12 protein-coding genes are annotated in these 17,499 nt (G+C 71.5%); 4 read left to right on the top strand and 8 right to left on the bottom strand.

The features are described from left to right. Nucleotides 1–159: 159 nt before the first annotated feature. Both ACFYWX_RS46245 and ACFYWX_RS46250 read left to right on the top strand, forming a co-directional pair. Complete coding sequence (locus ACFYWX_RS46245) at nucleotides 160–396, top strand: hypothetical protein (protein ID WP_389431545.1); 237 nt, start codon at nucleotides 160–162, stop codon at nucleotides 394–396. Between the two features lie 105 nt (nucleotides 397–501). Then, nucleotides 502–1,902, top strand: a complete 1,401-nt coding sequence (locus ACFYWX_RS46250) for an NAD(P)/FAD-dependent oxidoreductase (protein WP_389431546.1) — start codon at nucleotides 502–504, stop codon at nucleotides 1,900–1,902. Between the two features lie 5 nt (nucleotides 1,903–1,907). On the opposite strand, the gene ACFYWX_RS46255 is transcribed toward ACFYWX_RS46250, so the two are convergent. The 5 genes from ACFYWX_RS46255 to ACFYWX_RS46275 form a co-directional block, all read right to left on the bottom strand. After that, nucleotides 1,908–4,046: a beta-galactosidase gene (locus ACFYWX_RS46255; protein ID WP_389431547.1), complete on the bottom strand. Its 2,139-nt coding sequence runs from the start codon at nucleotides 4,044–4,046 to the stop codon at nucleotides 1,908–1,910. Between the two features lie 47 nt (nucleotides 4,047–4,093). Then, on the bottom strand, nucleotides 4,094–4,912 hold the full coding sequence (locus tag ACFYWX_RS46260; RefSeq protein WP_389431582.1) for a carbohydrate ABC transporter permease: 819 nt from the start codon (nucleotides 4,910–4,912) through the stop codon (nucleotides 4,094–4,096). 47 nt (nucleotides 4,913–4,959) lie between these two features. Beyond that, entirely contained in the window at nucleotides 4,960–5,841 is an 882-nt protein-coding gene (locus ACFYWX_RS46265; protein ID WP_389431548.1) for a carbohydrate ABC transporter permease, read from the bottom strand. Between the two features lies 1 nt (nucleotide 5,842). Further along, the gene (locus ACFYWX_RS46270) at nucleotides 5,843–7,234 is read right to left on the bottom strand and encodes an ABC transporter substrate-binding protein (protein ID WP_389431549.1); all 1,392 of its coding nucleotides are present in this window, start codon (nucleotides 7,232–7,234) and stop codon (nucleotides 5,843–5,845) included. Between the two features lie 303 nt (nucleotides 7,235–7,537). Then, nucleotides 7,538–8,608 (bottom strand): LacI family DNA-binding transcriptional regulator, encoded by a 1,071-nt coding sequence (locus tag ACFYWX_RS46275; protein ID WP_389431550.1) that lies wholly within the window; start codon nucleotides 8,606–8,608, stop codon nucleotides 7,538–7,540. Between the two features lie 259 nt (nucleotides 8,609–8,867). Here ACFYWX_RS46275 and ACFYWX_RS46280 point away from each other — a divergent pair, with 259 nt between their 5' ends. After that, on the top strand, nucleotides 8,868–9,839 hold the full coding sequence (locus ACFYWX_RS46280) for an XRE family transcriptional regulator (RefSeq protein ID WP_389431551.1): 972 nt from the start codon (nucleotides 8,868–8,870) through the stop codon (nucleotides 9,837–9,839). Between the two features lie 382 nt (nucleotides 9,840–10,221). On the opposite strand, the gene ACFYWX_RS46285 is transcribed toward ACFYWX_RS46280, so the two are convergent. Both ACFYWX_RS46285 and ACFYWX_RS46290 read right to left on the bottom strand, forming a co-directional pair. After that, nucleotides 10,222–13,140: a glycosyl hydrolase 115 family protein gene (locus ACFYWX_RS46285; RefSeq protein ID WP_389431583.1), complete on the bottom strand. Its 2,919-nt coding sequence runs from the start codon at nucleotides 13,138–13,140 to the stop codon at nucleotides 10,222–10,224. Between the two features lie 225 nt (nucleotides 13,141–13,365). Continuing rightward, nucleotides 13,366–14,586 carry an MFS transporter gene (locus ACFYWX_RS46290; protein ID WP_389431552.1) on the bottom strand — a complete coding sequence of 407 codons (1,221 nt, stop codon included), beginning with the start codon at nucleotides 14,584–14,586 and terminating at the stop codon, nucleotides 13,366–13,368. Between the two features lie 175 nt (nucleotides 14,587–14,761). Here ACFYWX_RS46290 and ACFYWX_RS46295 point away from each other — a divergent pair, with 175 nt between their 5' ends. Next, entirely contained in the window at nucleotides 14,762–15,187 is a 426-nt protein-coding gene (locus ACFYWX_RS46295) for a hypothetical protein (protein WP_389431553.1), read from the top strand. A 184-nt stretch (nucleotides 15,188–15,371) separates the two neighbouring features. On the opposite strand, the gene ACFYWX_RS46300 is transcribed toward ACFYWX_RS46295, so the two are convergent. Then, nucleotides 15,372–17,468, bottom strand: coding sequence for an NACHT domain-containing protein (locus ACFYWX_RS46300; RefSeq protein ID WP_389431554.1), 2,097 nt, complete (start codon nucleotides 17,466–17,468; stop codon nucleotides 15,372–15,374). Nucleotides 17,469–17,499: the final 31 nt, after the last annotated feature.

Raw genomic sequence — 17,499 nt, forward strand, 5'->3', positions numbered from 1 at the left:
GGGGGGGGGGGGGGGGGGGGCCCCCCGCCGGCGCGCCGGCCTCGTGCACCCCCCCCCCGGGGGGGGCCCGGGGGGGCCCGGGGCGGCGGGGGGGGGGGGGGGGGGCCCCGCCCCCCCCCCCCCCCCCCGACAGACCACGAACCGACGGAGGAGGTCCGCATGACCAGTGGAACGGAGACCGGCGGCGTGACCGGCACACAGGACAAGGACTACAACCTGATCTGGTACGTGGAGGCGTGCCTGAGCAACGCGCTGCGGCTGGAGACCTACATCCAGGACGCGGAACGCGAGAAGGACACCGAGATCGCGGACCTGTTCCGCAAGGCCCAGGCCGACAGCCGCAAGGGCGCCGAGCTGGGCAAGGGACTCCTGCGCGCCCGCCTCGACGGCGGCTGACCCCGGTACGCCCCCAGGGCCCGGACACCGTGGAGACAGGGTGTCCGGGCCTTTCCCGTACCTGGCAAAGGTGAGAACGAGATCTGGCTGATAACGTCAACACCGATGCCTGACAGAGCACTTGACCCCCGGCCTACCGCAGTCGTCATCGGCGCGAGCGCCGCAGGCCTCTTCGCCGCGACCGCGCTCACCGCCGTCGCCGACGTCACCGTCGTCGAACGCGACACTCTCCCCGACGGACCCGAACCCCGCCGCGGCGTTCCCCAGGCCCGCCACGCCCACCTGGTGTGGAGCGGCGGAGTGAAGGCCTTCGACGAGCTGCTGCCCGGTGTCGTCGACGAGGTCGTCGCCGAGGGCGGCCGCCTGGTCCACATCATGGGCGACATGGTCTCCCGGGCCCCCAACGAGATCTGGTTCCGCCGGTTTCTGGCCACGCACCACCGCAACCTGGTGTGCTCGCGCGAGCTGCTCGACCACGTCCTGCGCCGCCGTGCCCTGGCCGACGCACGCATCACCGTGCGCCAGAACACCGCCGCGCTCGCCCTGCAGGGCGACGCCGGGCGCGTCACCGGCGTGCGCGTCCGCACCGGCGACGAGGAAGCCACCCTGAGAGCCGACCTGGTCGTCGACGCCTCCGGCCGCGGCTCGCGCACCCCGCGCTGGCTGGCGGACCTCGGGCTGCCCGAGGTGGCCGAACGCGAGGTCGACGCCGGGGTCACCTACGCCACCCGTCTCCACCGCGCCCCGGGCACGACCGGCGACGGCTCCTTCCCGCTGGTGAACGTGCAGGCCAACCCCGCCAAGGCCCCCGGCCGGGGTGGCATCCTCCTGCCCGTCGAGGGCGGCCGCTGGATCGTCACCCTCGCCGGCACCCGCGGCGGCGAACCCACCGCCGACCCCGACGCGTTCGTCGACTTCGCCCTCGGCCTCGGCGACCCCGTCATCGGCGAACTCCTGAAGGACGCCACCCCCCTCGGCGACGTCGCCACCACCCACGCCACCGCCAACCGCCGCCGCTACTACGAGAAGATCCGGCAGTGGCCGGACGGCCTCCTCGTCCTCGGCGACGCCGTGGCCGGCTACAACCCCGTCTACGGTCACGGACTCACCGTCGCCGCCCAGAGTGCCGTCATCGTCCGGGACGCCCTGCGCCGCACGGACCTCACCGCACCGGGCACCGCCCGCCGCCTCCAACGTGCCGCGTCCCGCCCCGTCGCCGCCGCCTGGGACCTGGCGGTGGGGCAGGACGCCTTCTATCCCGGCGCCAGTGCGACGCCGCCCACCGCGGCGGAGCGGTTCCTGGCCCGCTTCGTCGACCGGGCCGTGGCCACCGGCGCCCGCAGCCCGCGCGCCCTCGGCGCCCTGCTCGACGTGATGAGCCTGGAGAAGCCGCCGACCCGCCTCTTCTCACCCGACATGCTCGTCCCGATGCTCTTCGGCCCGAAGAAACCGCACCTGGACGGCCCGCCGCTGACAGAGGCGGAACGCAAGAGCGCGATGCGCTGAATCCGTCAGTGCGGCGACCGCCCCGTCCGCGCGGTCGCGAAGACGCGCACGTCCCAGGGGCCGAGGTCCACCCCTGAGCCCGCGGGGACGGACGTGCCGTCCAGGGCATCGGTCAGCTCCACCGGCGCCTCCACACGGGCGGGCTCCCAGTTCCAGTTGTGCACGACGTGGACGCGGCGTCCGTCGGGTGAGGTGCCGGTCGTCGCGGTGACGGACGCCGGGAGGTCGCGCCAGGTGTGGCGGACGGACGGCGACAGCCACTCGGCGAGCGCCCGGGCGAGGTCGCGGCCGGGCACCGTACCGACGTACGTGACGCGGCCCGCGCCGTGGCGACGGGTGGTGACCGCGGGCCAGCGGCCGAAGTGCGGGTGGTCGTAGGTGACGAGCACGTCGGCGTCGGTGACCGTCAGGCCGTCCGCCCAGCGGGTCGCCGTCGCGCCCTCGGGCAGGGCGAACGGTCCGTCAGGAGCCGACCGTACGGGGATCTCCCGCAGCAGGTTGCTGAACTCGTCGTACGTGACGCCCGCGGCTTCCGTGAGGCGTCCCGGAGCCGGTTCCTGCCGGGCCCGGGCCTCGTGGTCGGCGTAGCCGGTGCGCGGGCCCAGGACCAGGTGGCCGCCGGCGTGGGCGTAGGCGGCCAGCCAGTCGAGCGTCGCGTCGGCGGCGACGTACAACGCGGGGACGACGAGGACCGGGTGACGGCGCACGGCCTCCTCGGGCGTCAGGCCCTCCCGTTCCCCGCTCGGGTCGTGCAGCTGGCGGGCGTGGACGATGCGGACCTGGCGGCCGGCGTCGAAGGCGCCGCGGTAGAACGGGTCGAGGACGCGGTGGTAGGCCGCCGGGTCGGGTTCGCCGTCCGGCCGGGCGAGCGGCGGGTACTTCTGCATCAGCCACTTGCTCGGCGTCGAGTACACCAGCGTGATGTCGGCGTCCGGTTCGAGCCCGGCCACGAGCGAGCCCGCCGTCTCGAACTCGGCGCCGAGTCGGGCGAGTTCGGCGTACGCACGGCCGGGTCGGCCGCTGTGCGGGAGGATCCCGCCCCAGTACGTCTCCGCGCCGAAGTGCAGGGTGTGCCAGTGCCAGTACTCGATCATCCGGGCCCCGCGCGCGACGAGCGCCCACGCGGCCTGCCGCCACTGCCCGTCGTAGGCGGGCCGGTTGTCCCAGGGGAAGCCGATGGAGGCCGCGTTGGTCTCGGTGACCAGGAACGGCGCCTGACGTGAGGAGAACATCCAGTCGGCGGTCTGGTACAGCGCCCACACCCCGGTGGTCTTCCAGATCTGCTCGTGGCCGTCGGGGGTGGGGTCGGGCAGGGCGAGGCCGTCCTGCATGTCGTAGTACGGGTTGCCCGACGCGATGTCGAGACGGTCGGTCAGCTCGTCGTCCTCCACCGCGGCGCGGGTGTAGGAGATGCAGGTGGTGACGAACTGCTCGGGGCGGGCGTACTCGCGGACGATGTCCGCCTGCCAGCCGATGAACTCGGTGACCTGCCGGGCCTGGAACGCGCGCCAGGCGACGTCGTACTGCGGTTGCGCGTTGCCGTCCGGGGTCCACAGGTCGGCCCAGGTGGACAGGCGGTGCGACCAGTAGACGAGGCCCCACTCGCGGTTGAGGGTCTCGACGTCGCCGTACGTTTCGCGCAGGTGGTCCACGAAGCGCTGGAAGACGCCGTGGTTGTGGAAGAGGTGCAGCCCCGGTTCGTTGTCGACCTGGAAGCCGATGACCGCCGGGTGGCCGGCGTACCGGGCCACGATCTTCCGTATGACCCGCTCGGCGTGGAAGCGGAACGCGGGATGGGTGAAGTCGACCTCCTGGCGGGCGCCCCAGCCGTGGCGCCGGCCGGTGGCGTACTCACCCGTGATCTCCGGGTACTGGCGGGCCAGCCACGGCGGGACCGCGTACGTCGGAGTGCCGAGGACGACGGAGATGCCCCGCTCGTGGGCGCCGTCGAGGACCGGCTGGAGCCAGTCCAGGTCGAACGTGCCGTTCTCCGGTTCCCACGTCGACCACACCGACTCGCCGACCCGGATCACCGAGAAACCGGCCCCGGCCATCAGGTCCAGGTCGTCCTTGAGCCGTTCGTACGGCTGGTATTCGTGGTAGTACGCGGCGCCGAAGAGGACGCGGGCAGGCAGAGCCGCCATGAAGGAAACCTCCGGAGAGAGAAGTGGGGGACGGGGGACCGCGTGCGCTACTGCTTGACGCCGCCGGCGGCCAGGCCGCTCTGCCAGTACCGCTGGAGCATCAGGAACGCCACGACCAGCGGCACGATCGAGAGCAGTGAGCCGGTCACCACCAGCGCGAGCATGTCGCTGCTGGCGCCGGCCCCGCCGTTCTGCGCCTGCGCGGCCCAGGACGCCAGGCCCACCGTGATCGGGTACAGGTTCGGGTCGTTGAGCATGATCAGCGGCAGGAAGTAGTTGTTCCAGGTCGCCACCAGCGTGAACAGCAGGACGGTCACCAGGCCGGGGCCCAGCAGCCTGAGGGCGATCCGGAAGAAGATCCGGGCCTCCCCGGCACCGTCGATGCGGGCGGCCTCCAGGAGGCTGTCGGGTACCGCGTCCTGGGCGTAGATGCGCATCAGGTACAGGCCGAACGGGTTCACCAGCGAGGGCAGGATCACCGCCCACGGGGTGTTGACCAGACCGGCCTTCGCGAAGAGCAGATAGGTCGGGATGGCCAGCGCGGTGGTGGGGACCATGACGGCGCCCAGGATCAGGTTGAAGGCGAGACGGTCGCCGCGGAAGCGGAACTTGGCGAAGCCGTACCCGCCGGCGGCCGCGAGCAGGGCGGCGCCGAGCGAGCTGACGACGGCGTACAGGACCGTGTTGAGCAGCCAGTGCAGGAAGACGCCGTCGTTCTGTGTGAACGTCTCCCTGATGTTCGTCAGCAGGCGCGGGGTGTCGGAGAACCACAGGCCGAAGCTGTCGAACAGATCCTGGGTGCTCTTCGTCGAGGCGACCAGCAGCCAGAACAGGGGGAGGAGGAAGTAGGCCAGGGCGGCCAGCATGGCGATCGTCAGCGGGGTGCTGCGGCGACGGGAGACGGACGGGGAGCTCACGGCGTCCTCCTGCGGTTCGCGGTCAGCAGCACGCCGTAGGAGGCGATCACGATGACGAGGCCCAGCAGGAAGGACACGGTGGCCGCGTAGTTGAGCTGCTGGCCGGTGAAGGCGAGGGAGTAGGCGTACAGGTTGGCGGTGTAGGAGCTGCTGATGACGTCCGGTGCGATCTTCATCAGCAGGTTCGGCTCGTTGAACAGCTGGAAACTGCCGATCACGGAGAACAGCAGGGTGAGCAGGAGGGCGGGCTTGAGCGCCGGCAGTTTGATCGACCAGGCGATCCGCCAGGCGCCGGCGCCGTCCACCGCGGCCGCCTCGTACAGCTCCTGCGGGATCGTGCGCAGGGCGGCGTACAGGATGATCATGTTGTAGCCGACGAACTCCCAGGTCACGATGTTCGCCAGGCTGCCGAGCATCCAGCCTTCGCTCAGGAAGTGCGGGGCCGGCAGGTCCAGCTTCCGGCTGAGCTGGGCGAACGGGCCGAAGTCCGGTCCGTACAGATAGCCCCACATGAGCGCGGCGACCACGCTCGGCACCGCGTACGGGACGAAGATGCCCAGCCGGATCACCCGCGCCAGGCGCAGCAGACCGCTGTCCAGCGCGAGGGCGAACAGCAGCGCCAGCAGCAGCATCACCGGGACCTGGATCACGAAGAACAGCGCGACGCGCCCGAGGCCGTGCAGGAGGAGCGGGTCCTTCAGGGCCTTGACGTAGTTGTCGAGGCCGACGAACACCGTTCCGCCGATGAGGCGTTGCTGGAACAGGCTGAGGTAGGCGGCGTAGCCGAGCGGGGCGAGGAAGAGCAGCAGGAACAGCACCAGGAACGGGGCGACGAACAGCGGTCCCGCCGCCCTGCGCGTCCCCTTGGCGGAGATCATCTCAGCTCCCCTTGACCGTGAAGCCCTGGTCCTTGGCGTACGTCGTGAGGCGCGACTGCCAGGTGCCCAGCGCACGGACGGTGTCGGTGCGGTCCGCGAGGGACTTGCCGACGGTCTCCGTCCAGTCGGTCGCCGCCTGGTCGAGGAACGGCGGCCACTGGAAGGAGGAGTTGACGGTGGAGCTGACGTCGGCGAAGAGCTGGTTGACCTTCTGGCCGCCGTAGAAGGACGGCGCGTCCCCGACGAAGGAAGCGTCCGTGAGCAGCGCCTTCGTCGCAGGGAAGAAGAACTGCTGGGTGGCGAACATCTTCGCGCTGGCCGGGTCGCTGTTGAGGAACTGCGCGAACTGAGCGGCCGCGACGGGGTTCTTGGTGGACCGGATGACCGCGGTCGTCGAGCCGCCCCAGTTGCCGGAGCTCGGCTTGGCGGCGTCCCACTGCGGCAGCGGCGCCGCCCGCCACTTGCCCGCGGTCGCCTTGGCGGAACCGGAGAGGAAGACCGGCCCCCAGGCCGCGGTCAGCCAGGTGGCGTACTTGCCCTTGTTCAGCGCGGCGTACCAGGAGTCGGTGAAGTCCGGCTCGACCCCGATGACCCCCTCCTTGGCGAGGGCGCCCCAGTACGCGCCGAGCTTCTGGGAGACCGCGTCGTCGACGCTGATGGTGATGTCGCTCTTGCCGCTGGTCGCGTAGGGCTTGGCGCCCGCCTGCCAGAGCAGGCCGTGCCAGGCGGCGACCTGGTTGGCGGCTAGGTTGGTCAGGTAGACGTCCGGGTCGGCCTTGTGCAGCTTGCGCGCGGCGGCGGCGAAGTCGTCCCAGGTCTGCGGGACTTCGATGCCGTGCTTGTCGAAGATGTCCTTGCGGTACAGCATGCCCATCGGGCCGGTGTCCTGCGGTATCGCCCAGACCTCGCCGCCGCTGCCGCTGACCTGGCCCCAGGTCCAGTCGATGAACGTGTTCTTGAGCGCAGAGGCGCCGTACGGCCCGAGGTCCAGCAGGCTGTTGGTGATGGTGAAGGTGGGGATGGCCTGGTACTCGATCTGGACCATGTCCGGAGCGCCGCTGCCGGCCTTCAGCGCCGTACGCAGCTTCGTGTATTGGGGCGTTCCCTGGCCGGCGTTGACGACCTTGACCTTGATGGCCGGGTACTTCTTCTCGAAGAGCGCGATCTCCTGCTGGATGTTCGGGACCCAGGTCCAGAACGTCAGCTCGGTCGGCGTCTTCATCGCCTTGTCGATGTCGGCCTGGCTGACCGGCTTCGCGGAGCCGGAGGCGCCGCCCGAGTCTCCGCCGCCGCACGCGGAGAGGGCGGCGCCGAGCGACAGGGCTCCCGTCGCGGTGAGGAAGAGCCTGCGGCTCAGGGGGGAGGAGCTGGGGAAGGATCCGGGTGTGGGCATGGTGAACTCCCGCCGATGGCGAAGGTGACGGCACGCCGGGCGAGGGCGTGCGGAAACAGGGGTGGAGGGGAGGAAGGAACCGGGACGTGACGTGCAGACGTCAGGGGTCCGGGCTGTGTGCGGCGGCCACCCGGCTCAGGGGGCCGTCGGCGAGGGGAAGGCGGCGCGCGTCGCCGGCGTCACGGGATCGTCCGGAGCGGCGTGGGCGCGGTGGGGGAGCGAGGGTGTTCGGCAGGGATCACTGAGGCGGCTCGCCTGCGGGCCATGTGTCCGGCCCCGAGCCCTGCCACGGAGTACGACGGGTCAGGAGTGTGCGGCACGACCTCCCTTCGAAGGCGCGGGACCGGTCGACGCACGGACGACGAGATCGACCGGTGGGTCGGTCGCCGGCAAGGGGTCCGTTCCCGGGTTCTCGATGGCGTGCACGAGCCGCTTCAGCCCCTCCTGCGCCACGGCGTCGAACGGCTGACGCACGGTGGTCAGGGGAGGAGTCACATAGGCGGCGACCGGGACGTCGTCGAAGCCGACGACGCTCACGTCCTCCGGCACCCGCCGACCGGCTTCCGCCAGCGCGCGGATCAGGCCGATGGCCATGTCGTCGTTGGCGGCGAAGACCGCGGTCAGGTCGCCGTCGCCGGCCAGCTCGCGGCCCGCCGTGTAGCCGGAGGCGGCCGACCAGTCGCCCTCGGCGACCGGCGGCACCGGTCTGCCGTGCGCGACGAGCGCAGCCCGCCAGCCCTCCAGGCGGTCCTTGGCGGCGTACCAGCGCTGGGGGCCGGCGAGGTGATGGACCGTCGTGTGACCGAGGTCCAGGAGGTGTTCCACGGCGGCCCGCGCCATCGCGTCGGCGCCGCGGCCCGCGGCCAGCACCGTGGGAGCGTCGACCGGCGGCGGCGCGCCGAGGACCAGGACGGGCACGGCGACCGGGATGGAGCCCTCGCCGCCGTCCGTCTCCTCGTCGATCGGCTCGGAGATGACGATGCCGTCCACACCCTGGTCGAGGAGTGAGTCGACGGCACCGGCGATGCCCGCCGGGTCGCCCTCCACCGTGTTGACCACGCGGAGCGCGTACCCGGTGTCCCGCACCACCCGCTCGACACCCATGAGCAGGGAGGCGGGACCGTACAAAGCGGTCCCCAGCGTCACGACGCCGATGGAGCGGGTCCGCCCGGAGGCCAGCGCGCGGGCCGCGTTGTTCCTTCGGTAGCCGAGCTGTTCGGCCGCTTCGAGGACGCGTCGGCGCACGTCGGCGGAGACGTACGGCTCGTCGTTGAAGACCCTGGACACCGTCTTCTGAGAGACGCCCGCGAGCCGGGCCACGTCCACGCTGCGCGGTGCGGCGGAGCTCCCGCCCCGCCCTGTTCCTCGCGTCATGGTGTCTCCCGCGGCCGCACGAATCGAGTCCTCATCATGTCAGACGCCCTTCGTCTGACTACGCAGTCATGTCTACGCAGTCATACGGCGCCCGTCAAGACTTCGGGAGGTAACTTCGGGGGTGACCACTGGTGCGAGGAATCCGAACGGTGCCCTCCGTTCGGGCTCCTCGTCGTGACCCCTTGGACGGTCCGCCGCAAGGAGCCCGTCCGGAATCCGCCGTTGTCTCTGGCGTCACGGCCGCCGCAGGATGAGAGGCATGGGGAACCAGGGGGAGCCGCCGCCGTACGACGTCATGGATGCCGCCGGTTTCGTCGAGGCGATGCAAAGACTCAAGGAGCGGTCGGGACTGACGTACCGCGAGTTGGAGGAGAAGGCCGCCCGCAGCGGTGACGTGCTGGCGCGCAGCACGTTGGCCGACGTCCTGCGGCGCTCCAGCCTGCCCCGGCCGGAGGTGGTGGCGGCGTTCGTCCGGGCCTGCGGGGAGGAACGGTACGTCGACGACTGGCTGGCGGTGAGAGAGCGCGTCGCCGCCGTGCAGGTCACGTCGCCCGACCGGCCCGACGACGGGTGCGAGACCGGGGACGACGGGCGCGCGCCCGAGGCGACCGGCGCGTCACGTGCACGCCCGACGTGGTTCCGCCCATCCGTCCTCGCGGGCGCCTTCCTCATCCCGCTGCTCGCCGTGGTCGCCTGGGGGCTGCTCCCCGACAGCTCCGAGGGCGGCTCGGGCACCTCGGGTACCCCGACCACCCCGACCGCCGCGGGCACCGCCTCCCGGGCCCCCGCCGACGGGTGGGTCACGATCCGCCCCGCCCGTACGCCCGAGCTCTGCCTGACCGACGGACGCGACCGCGCCGGCGCGTACGACAGTGCCGTCGCGGTGCAACTCCCCTGCGCGCAGGCCACCGTGCCGCGCACCTACCTCGAACCGGCGGGCGAGAATCTGTACCGCATCCAGTGGCACCACCCCCAGCTGGGGAAGGGGTGCCTCACGGTCATGAGCTCCGGCCCGGTCAAGGACATGCTCGAACCCCGGGACGACTGCGCCCACGCCACCCTGTTCCGACTGCTCCCGGTCGGCGCGAGGAACGCCGAGAAGTACTCGCTCCGTCCCGTCAACGGCCGGTGCGTCGGAATCGCCGGCGAGGACACCGCCGTAGGGGCCGAGGCGGTCGAGGAACGGTGCACGGGCGGTGTCGACCAACGGTTCGTCGTCAAGGCGGACTGACCGCGTGCCCTGACGTGCGCCCAGCGGCGTCCGGGGCAGCACGGACGGTTTTCGGACAAGCCGCCGACCAGCCCGGACAGCCGTCCCGCCGTCCGGGACAGCCGAACCCCCTTGGCCGGGCCCCGAACGCACCAGCAGTATCGGTGGTGCCGGACCGGTGCCCGCACCCGTCAGTCGGGGAGACCCCATCAGCTTCATCGACCCGCCGACGGCCGGCCCCGCGGGGGTGAGTCGGCCGAACGGTATCCGGGGGAAGGGGGGGGGGGGGGGGGGGGGGGGGGGGGGGGGGGGGGCGGGGCGGGGGGGGGGGGGGGGGGGGGGGGCCGCGCCCGCCCCCCCCCCCCCCCCCCCCCCCCCCCCCCGCGGTCACGTGTACGTCCGGCTACTGCTCCGGCGCGTTCAGGGCCGCCCCGGAAACCGGGTCGGGGTTGAACACCGGGTGGTAGCTCTCCGGCGGGGCCAGATAGGTCACCGGCAGCCCGCCGGTGTCGATGACGATCTGGTCGACGGCGATGGCCGGGTCGACCATGAACAGCCGCAGGACGTGTTCGCCGGGTTCGGCGACGACCAGCTCGGCGGTGAGCTTCTCCACGCCGTCCTCGACGTTGCGCGCCCAGGCGTCGCCGCGGTTGCCGGTGGCGACGGCCTGCCCGGACAGCACGGTGACGGGCTGGTCGTCGAGGGCGACGGCCACCCGCCGGTGCCCGCGCTCGTCGAGGGAGGGCAGCCGGAAGACGGTGACGGGAAACGTACCGGTACTGGTGAAGCGCACCCGGTACCGCAACTCGGGCGCACGGCCGGCGAAGTCCCCGGTGATCGGCGCCGCCGTCGACGGCACCGCCTCCACCGCGCCCGTACGGCGGCCCAGCCCGCGCACGACCCGCCAGCGCGCCCCGCCGCGCGCCACCCGCCGGTCGACGTGCACGGCGTCGATGGAGACGTAGCCATGGGCCTCGACGAACCCGCGGGCCCGCCTGCGCGCCCGCTCCCCGTCGTTCACCACCCGCAACGGCACCTCGACGCGCTGCCCGGCCCCGGTGACGGTGACCGTTGTGTCGTGCGTGCCCTCGGGCACCCGCTCCCAGTCCACCTCCACCCACACCCGGGTCTGCTCGGTGAGGGAACCGGCCGCCGAACTCAGCCGCACCCAGGGGTGGCTGACCTCCGCCGCCCAATCGACCGTCAGGAAGCCGGTGTTGAAGACGTCCACGAAGCGCCGGTCGCGGGTGCAGGAAGAGAAGGACAGCGGCCGGCTCGCTCCGGTCTCGTTCCCCTCGGCCGCCACGCCGAGGCCGGAGGTCTCCTGCCGGGCGACTCGCGTGACGGTGGGACGGCCGGGCGCCTTCGGGATCTGCGAAGGGTACGGGTTGACGATCCCGTCCCATTTACCGCCCGCCACCTCGGCGTTGTACCGCTTGGTGATCGCCGCCTCCTCGGCGTGGGCGGCCTCCGCGAGGTCGGCGAAGCGGTTGGTCCCGGCCCCGCGGCCCTGACGGACCGCGAGTGCGTTGCGGTCCGCCCAGTAGTACTTCAGGTTCATCAGGTACGCGCCGTGCACCGGGTACTCGACCAGCTCGTAGAACGCGTCCCGGTAGGCCTCGGGCAGCTTGGCGCCCACGGCCCGGGCCCGCCCGAGGAGCCGGTCGTACGCGGCCATGCGACGACCGCCCTCGTCCCCGTGGTGCACCGGGGAGAAGACACCGCGATCGATGAACTCCGGGCGCTTCTCCGCCGCGAGGCGGTAGTACTCCGCCCGGATCGCGGCGATCTCCCGGCCGTGCCGCCGCCCGAACTGCCGCCCGGCCCACTCCGCCAGGAAGCCCTCGACCTCGTCCGCGCCCCGACGGCCCACGTCCCAGGCCATGTCCATCGAGAAGGACAGCCCGGTCTCGATCGACTTGACGTCCCCCACGTTGAAGATCCACATCCGGTCCACGCCGTGCTCGTACACCCGGCGCAACTCCTGCCAGACCTTGGCCGGTTGGGTGGTGTCCAGCCACAGGTAGCTCTTGGGGCGGCCCCAGTAGGAGAGGTGGTAGTAAATGCCGTTCCCGCCCGGGCGGGCGCGCTCCGCCTCGTTCGGCAGCTGACGCATGTTGCCGTGGTTGTCGTCCGGCCAGATCAGCGTGATGTCCGCGGGCACCTGGACGCCCGCGTTGTACAGCTCCAGGACCTCCTTGTACGGGATGAAGATCTGCGGCTCGGCCGCCGCGCCGACCTCCTCGGCCAGGATGCGGCGCTGGTCGGCGATGATGTCGTTCATCACCGCGACCTTCTCCGGAACGGTCTTGGCGTACTTGGTCTCCAGCGCGCTGTCGTGCAGCCCGCGCATGCCGATGGTCCAACTGCTCTCGTACGCGGCGTTCTCACGGGCCCGGGCTCTCCAGTAGTCGGAGATGACGCCGGGGTTCACCGTGTAGTCGTACACCGGCAGGCCGCCGTCCGCGCCGCGGTGCTCCTCGGCCCACGGCGCCCACTCGTGCACGCCGTTGCGCAGCAGGGCCTCGGGGTGGCTGGAGCCGACGACGATGCCGTAGTGGTCGGCCAGTTCGGGGTTCTCGCGGTACTTGTTGAAGAAGTCGGAGTACGGATGCATCGCCGGCCACAGGTAGTTGGCCTTGAGGCGGAGCAACAGCTCGAAGACGCGCCGGTACGTCTCGGGGCCGATGTTCTTGTCCGGTTCCTGCGTGCGGTGGGACCAGGTGGTCAGGTTCTGTTCGTCGTTGATGAAGATGCCCCGGTACCGGACGGACGGCTCGTACCGCTTGAAGGTCGCCGAGGGAAGGGTCAGGGTCTCGCGGCGTTCGACCGGGACGTCGGCCCACCAGTACCAGGGGGAGACACCGATGCGCTCCGAGGTGTCGTAGACGCCGTAGACCGTGCCGCGCCGGTCGCTGCCCGCGATCACGAGGGCGCGGTCCACGCCGGGTGCCGGACGGTCGACCACCTGGGTCACCGAGGCCTCCCAGCGGCCCTTCACCCGCGAGACGTCCAGGCGTCCCTGCGCGACGAGCCGGTCGATGACGGGGCTCGCGCCGAGGGTGCCCACCAGCACCAGCCGCGCGGCCCGTGCCGGCAGGGTGTGCCGCAGCGCGGGCCGGACCCCGGTGACCCGCTCGACGTCCGCCTGGAGGTCGCCGGCCGCGCGGACCACGGCGGGGTCGTCCCGCGCGTCCACGTACACCTCGACCGCGGCGCCGCCCGCCACCAGGGGGAAGTCGGGCCGGCCGTCCTCGGCGGCCCGGGCCTGGGCCGTGGGTAACGCCGCCGGGAGCAAGGGGGCGACCCCCACGGCCGTCATCCCCCGCAGGAACGCCTTGCGGGTGAACGGCCGCCAGGGGCCCTGCGACTGGCTCTGCTGCACGGGGACGCTTCCTTTCCGCACGCGGCTCGCGGCGGCTCGGGCCAACCTCTGAAGGACATTGGCATGGACAGGCTAGAAAGCGCTTGCTGTCGCACCCTAGGTCAGCTCGTGCGGGGGAGTCCAGAGTCGTGCAGGGGGCGCTGGAGGCGCGCCTCGGTCGTGCTACGCGGCCTCGAGAAGCTCCTGCCGGGTGGCGGGCCGAGGCTGCTGCGCCCGCCGCACGGCGAAGGGCGCCGCCAGACCTGTGAGGGCGAACAGTGCCCCCACGACGTACCAGCCGGGGCGGCCCCAGGTGATGCAGAGTCCGATGAGCAGCCCGGGTCCGAGGGCCTCGGCCAGCGCGGCGCCGAGTCCGAACACGCCCAGGTACTGGCCGGTGGCGTGCTGCGGGGAGAGGGCGAAGGACACCTCGAAGCCCGCGGCGGAGTGCCACAGTTCGCCGATCGTGTGGACCACCGCCGCCGTCATGAACAGCGCGGCGGCGACCCACGCCGGTACCCCCGCGGCCAGTGAGACGAGCGAACAGGACACGAGGAAGGCCACGCCCGCTCGGCGGTAGGCGTTCCCGCCGGCTGCCGGCGTGTCGATGGAGCGGCTGGCCCGTACCTGGAAGGCGACGACGATGACGGTGCTCGTGAGCATCGTGCCGGAGATGAGCCAGTGCGGGGCGGTGGTGGCCTCCACCAGCCAGAGCGGGATGGCCACGGTGAGGACCTTGAACTGGATGGCCATGATGCCGTCGACGGCGGTGATCAACAGGTAGGGCCGGTCCCGCAGGGCCATCCAGCGCGGGCCGCCGACCGCCGGCCCCGGAGCGACCGGAGGCAGCAGCACCAAGGTAGCCGCGGAGAGCGCGAAGGCGATCGCGTTTCCGGCGACCATGAGCTGATACGCGGTGAGGGTGCCCACCTGGACGACCCAGCCGGCCAGCACGGCACCCAGCGAGATGCCGACGTTGGTCACCGCGCGGAGATAGGCACGGAACTCCTGCGGGCGGTCGCCTCCGTAATGCCTGATGAGCGGACTCCGAGCGGCCAGCCCCGCCGCCTTCGCGCCGGTGGCGACACACACCGCGAACACGAACGGCCAGAACCCGTCCGCCAGTACGAACCCGGCGGTGGCCAGCGCCTGGACGACGAGCGTCCCCGCGTACACGCCACGCGCTCCGCGCCGGTCCGCGAGATGCCCCACCGTGATCCCCATGACCAGTGACACGACCCCCGCGATCCCGAGGCCCAGCCCGACCTGCCCCGCCGGAAGGTGAACCGCCTGCGTGAAGTACAGGACCCCCGCGGTCAGATAGAGGCCGCTGCCGACCGTGTAGACGAAGTTCGAGGCCGCGATGACCCGTTGGGGCCCGGTGTCCGGCATCAGGTGGGGCATCGGCGACTCCGCATCCCAGAGGTGAGGTAAGGGCTGCGTCAGCTTGTTGCATATTACTCGCAAGGGCAACAGGGTTGCCCTTGAAGGGTTTCGGGTATCGCGGTGGGTGCCCGGCCTGCGCCCCGGTGCGCACCCCGGCCCGTGGCCCCGCGACGAGGCGAGGATGGAGGCTCCCGTGACCTGCTCCGACCTGCGCAGCCTGATCGTGCAAGCCCGCCGACTGATCGCCGACCTTCTGGACATCCCCGCTCACCGGCGCCGTACGGAACATCGTCTCGCCGCCTGGAACGAGCCGTTCGACGAGTTCCTCGAGACCACCGGCGTCGTACTCGCCCTCGCCATGTGGCGAGTTCAGCGCGATCGTGGCGGCCCGCCGGATCCCGAGGCGAGCACGGCGTTCTGGCACACCGAGCTCCGGGCCCTCGCCCCGGACGCGGCTTCGGAGGAGCTCTTCGCCGGTCTCCCCGAAGACCTCGACGCTGATACCCGGCGCCAGATCCAGGCCCTGCGTCTCGCCTCTGTCGGTGTCACCTCTGCCTCGTGCCTTCGCTGGGCCCGTCTTGTCGGTACGGCGCGTGATGTGGTCGAACATCAGATCTAGGGTGCGACGCCTGTGCTATCGTTGATCTTGAGCAGGTCGCCGAACGGCCCACAGCCTGCCGCGCGTCGGTGGTCCAAGGAAAGACGCCCCGCTTCCTGCGGGGAAATGCAGGTGCAAGGCCTGCCCGGCGCTCCATGAGAGACCCCACCCCGGTTGCCGGGGTGGGGCTTTTTGGTGTCTGCTGTCAGGCGTCCTGTTGAGCGAGATGGCGTTGCAGGTCGATGTGCCGGAACTGGTACACCGGTCCGACCTGTCGCAGCACGCCGCGGTGTTCGTGCGCGTCTTTGCAGAACGCCATCAGATCCCGCGGAACTTCGCGGCGCATGGCCAAGTAGGACCGGGCCATCACGAAGTACGGCCATGCCGTCTGCGCCCCGGCCGCCATCGTGATCCCGGCTCCGAACGCGAGCCCGGTCGGGAGCCCGGAGGTGATCCCTCGCACGATCGGCCTTGCGATCCCGAGGGCGATCCCGATCGCGACCCCGTTCGCGATCGTCCGGTACACGAAGGCACGGCGGTCCAACGAGAACTGAATGACGGGCCCCGTGATGGAGGTCAACTCGGGTTCCTCCGTCTTCACCCCGGCCAGGAACACCGTAGAGACCCCGAGTGCACCACCGACCATGACACCGGACCTGAGCCCGATCGTGAGGCAGATGGCGATCATGGCCATGATCCCGATCGCACTTCCGAGGACGACCCCGGTCACGTTCTCGCCGGGCGACCAGCGCAGTCGGACACGCGGGGCGGTGGAGCGCGCACTGTGCACGGCTGTCATCCCCGACCACAACGCGGCAGCCATACCGGTCGTGAGTCCGAGCGCGAGCAGGGCGGACCCCCCGGCGGCGATTCCGGCCGTGAGCCCGGCGGTCAGTCCGGCCGCGATTCCCAGGACGGCCCCGCACACGAGCCCGAACACGAGCCCGGCCCACAGGCGGAGCGTTCGTGGAGCGACGGCCTGGGAGAGCTGCCACCAGGCGAGGTCGGGGCTGCCCGCGCGATGGTTGTGGAGGAAGTGGGCCAAGTAGACGAAGGCACGATGGGCTTGTGCGGCGCTCCAGTTGGGCGGGAGCGGATGATCAGGCGTGTAGGCGGCCGGGATGTAGGCCCGGAACAGGTGCCTGTCGATGGCGGCTCGGTCGCCGTAGACGCTGGTGTCGCACAGCTCGTCCGGGTGCGGGGCCGCGGGCACCGCGGCGATCTGAGGACGGGGGTTGTAGATGGTGCGGGCCAGGAACAGTCCCAGCGGGGTGCTCAGAGCCTCGCCGACCGGAGTGGCTGTTCCCAAGTGGGTGGCCACCACATCCCATCGGCGGGAGGTCGGGCTGTGCGGGCCGCCCGCGTCGCGTCTCAGGTAGGCGGCCGCGGCATCCGACGTCAGAGGAAGCAGATGGATGGCGGCGGCGCCGTTGAGGCGGACCGTGGCGTCCCGGTACGCGGCGGCACGGCTGGCCAACACCAAGGGCTGACGAGCTGAGAGGGCGCGGTTGATGGCGTCCAGCGCCACGGAGTGCGACTCGGGAGGCAGTTCGTCGAAACCGTCGAGCAGGGGCAGGATGCGGCCGGCCTCCAGCAGCGCCCGGGCCAGGTCGCCGGGCCCGTCCGCGGCGGTGGCCGCCACGGCATGGGCCATGGGTGCGGCGGTGGTCAGGCCCGGGTGAGTGCGTCGCAGTTGTTCGGCCAGCCAGGCCTTCAACGGCTCGTGAGGATCCCAGGAAGCAAGGGAGAACAGCACAGGCACCGGGGAGGTGTCGGTGCGGCGTTCGACGAGGTCCAGCAACAGGCGGATCAGCAGCACGCTCTTTCCGGCGCCCGGCTCGCCCAGGATCACCAGGCGGCGGGTGGGCACCCGGTCGCTGAACACCTCGCCGATCTGGGCATCGGCCCCAGCCAGTCCGGAGCAATCCGGTGGCCACAGGCCGGAGTCGCCGGGGGGCCCGCCCGGCCACGCGCGTGCCATGTCGGTCAGGTGCGACCACGGTTCGGTCAGATCGTCATCGGCGGGCCGCCAGGCCACCGGCAGCGGGTACGGGTTGTTGACCTTGCGTACGTCCGCCTCGTCGTTCCACTGGTTTCTGACCGCCACCGCCAACTGTCCGACCACCGTGTCCAGATCAACCGCCGCCGCGTCCTCGTGACCAGTGCGGAACTGCATCCACGAGAGGTAGGCCGGTGCCAGGGTGATCAGTGCCGTCGCCACGATGGCGGCAACTTCTGGCTTCCCGTACAAGGCCCACAGCACCACGCCACCCGCACCGACCATGAACAGCAGCAGGTACACGATCCCCTGAACCCGTAGCCGCCGTCGCGGC

The organism is Streptomyces sp. NPDC002888 (assembly GCF_042888465.1).
Lineage (GTDB): Bacteria > Actinomycetota > Actinomycetes > Streptomycetales > Streptomycetaceae > Streptomyces.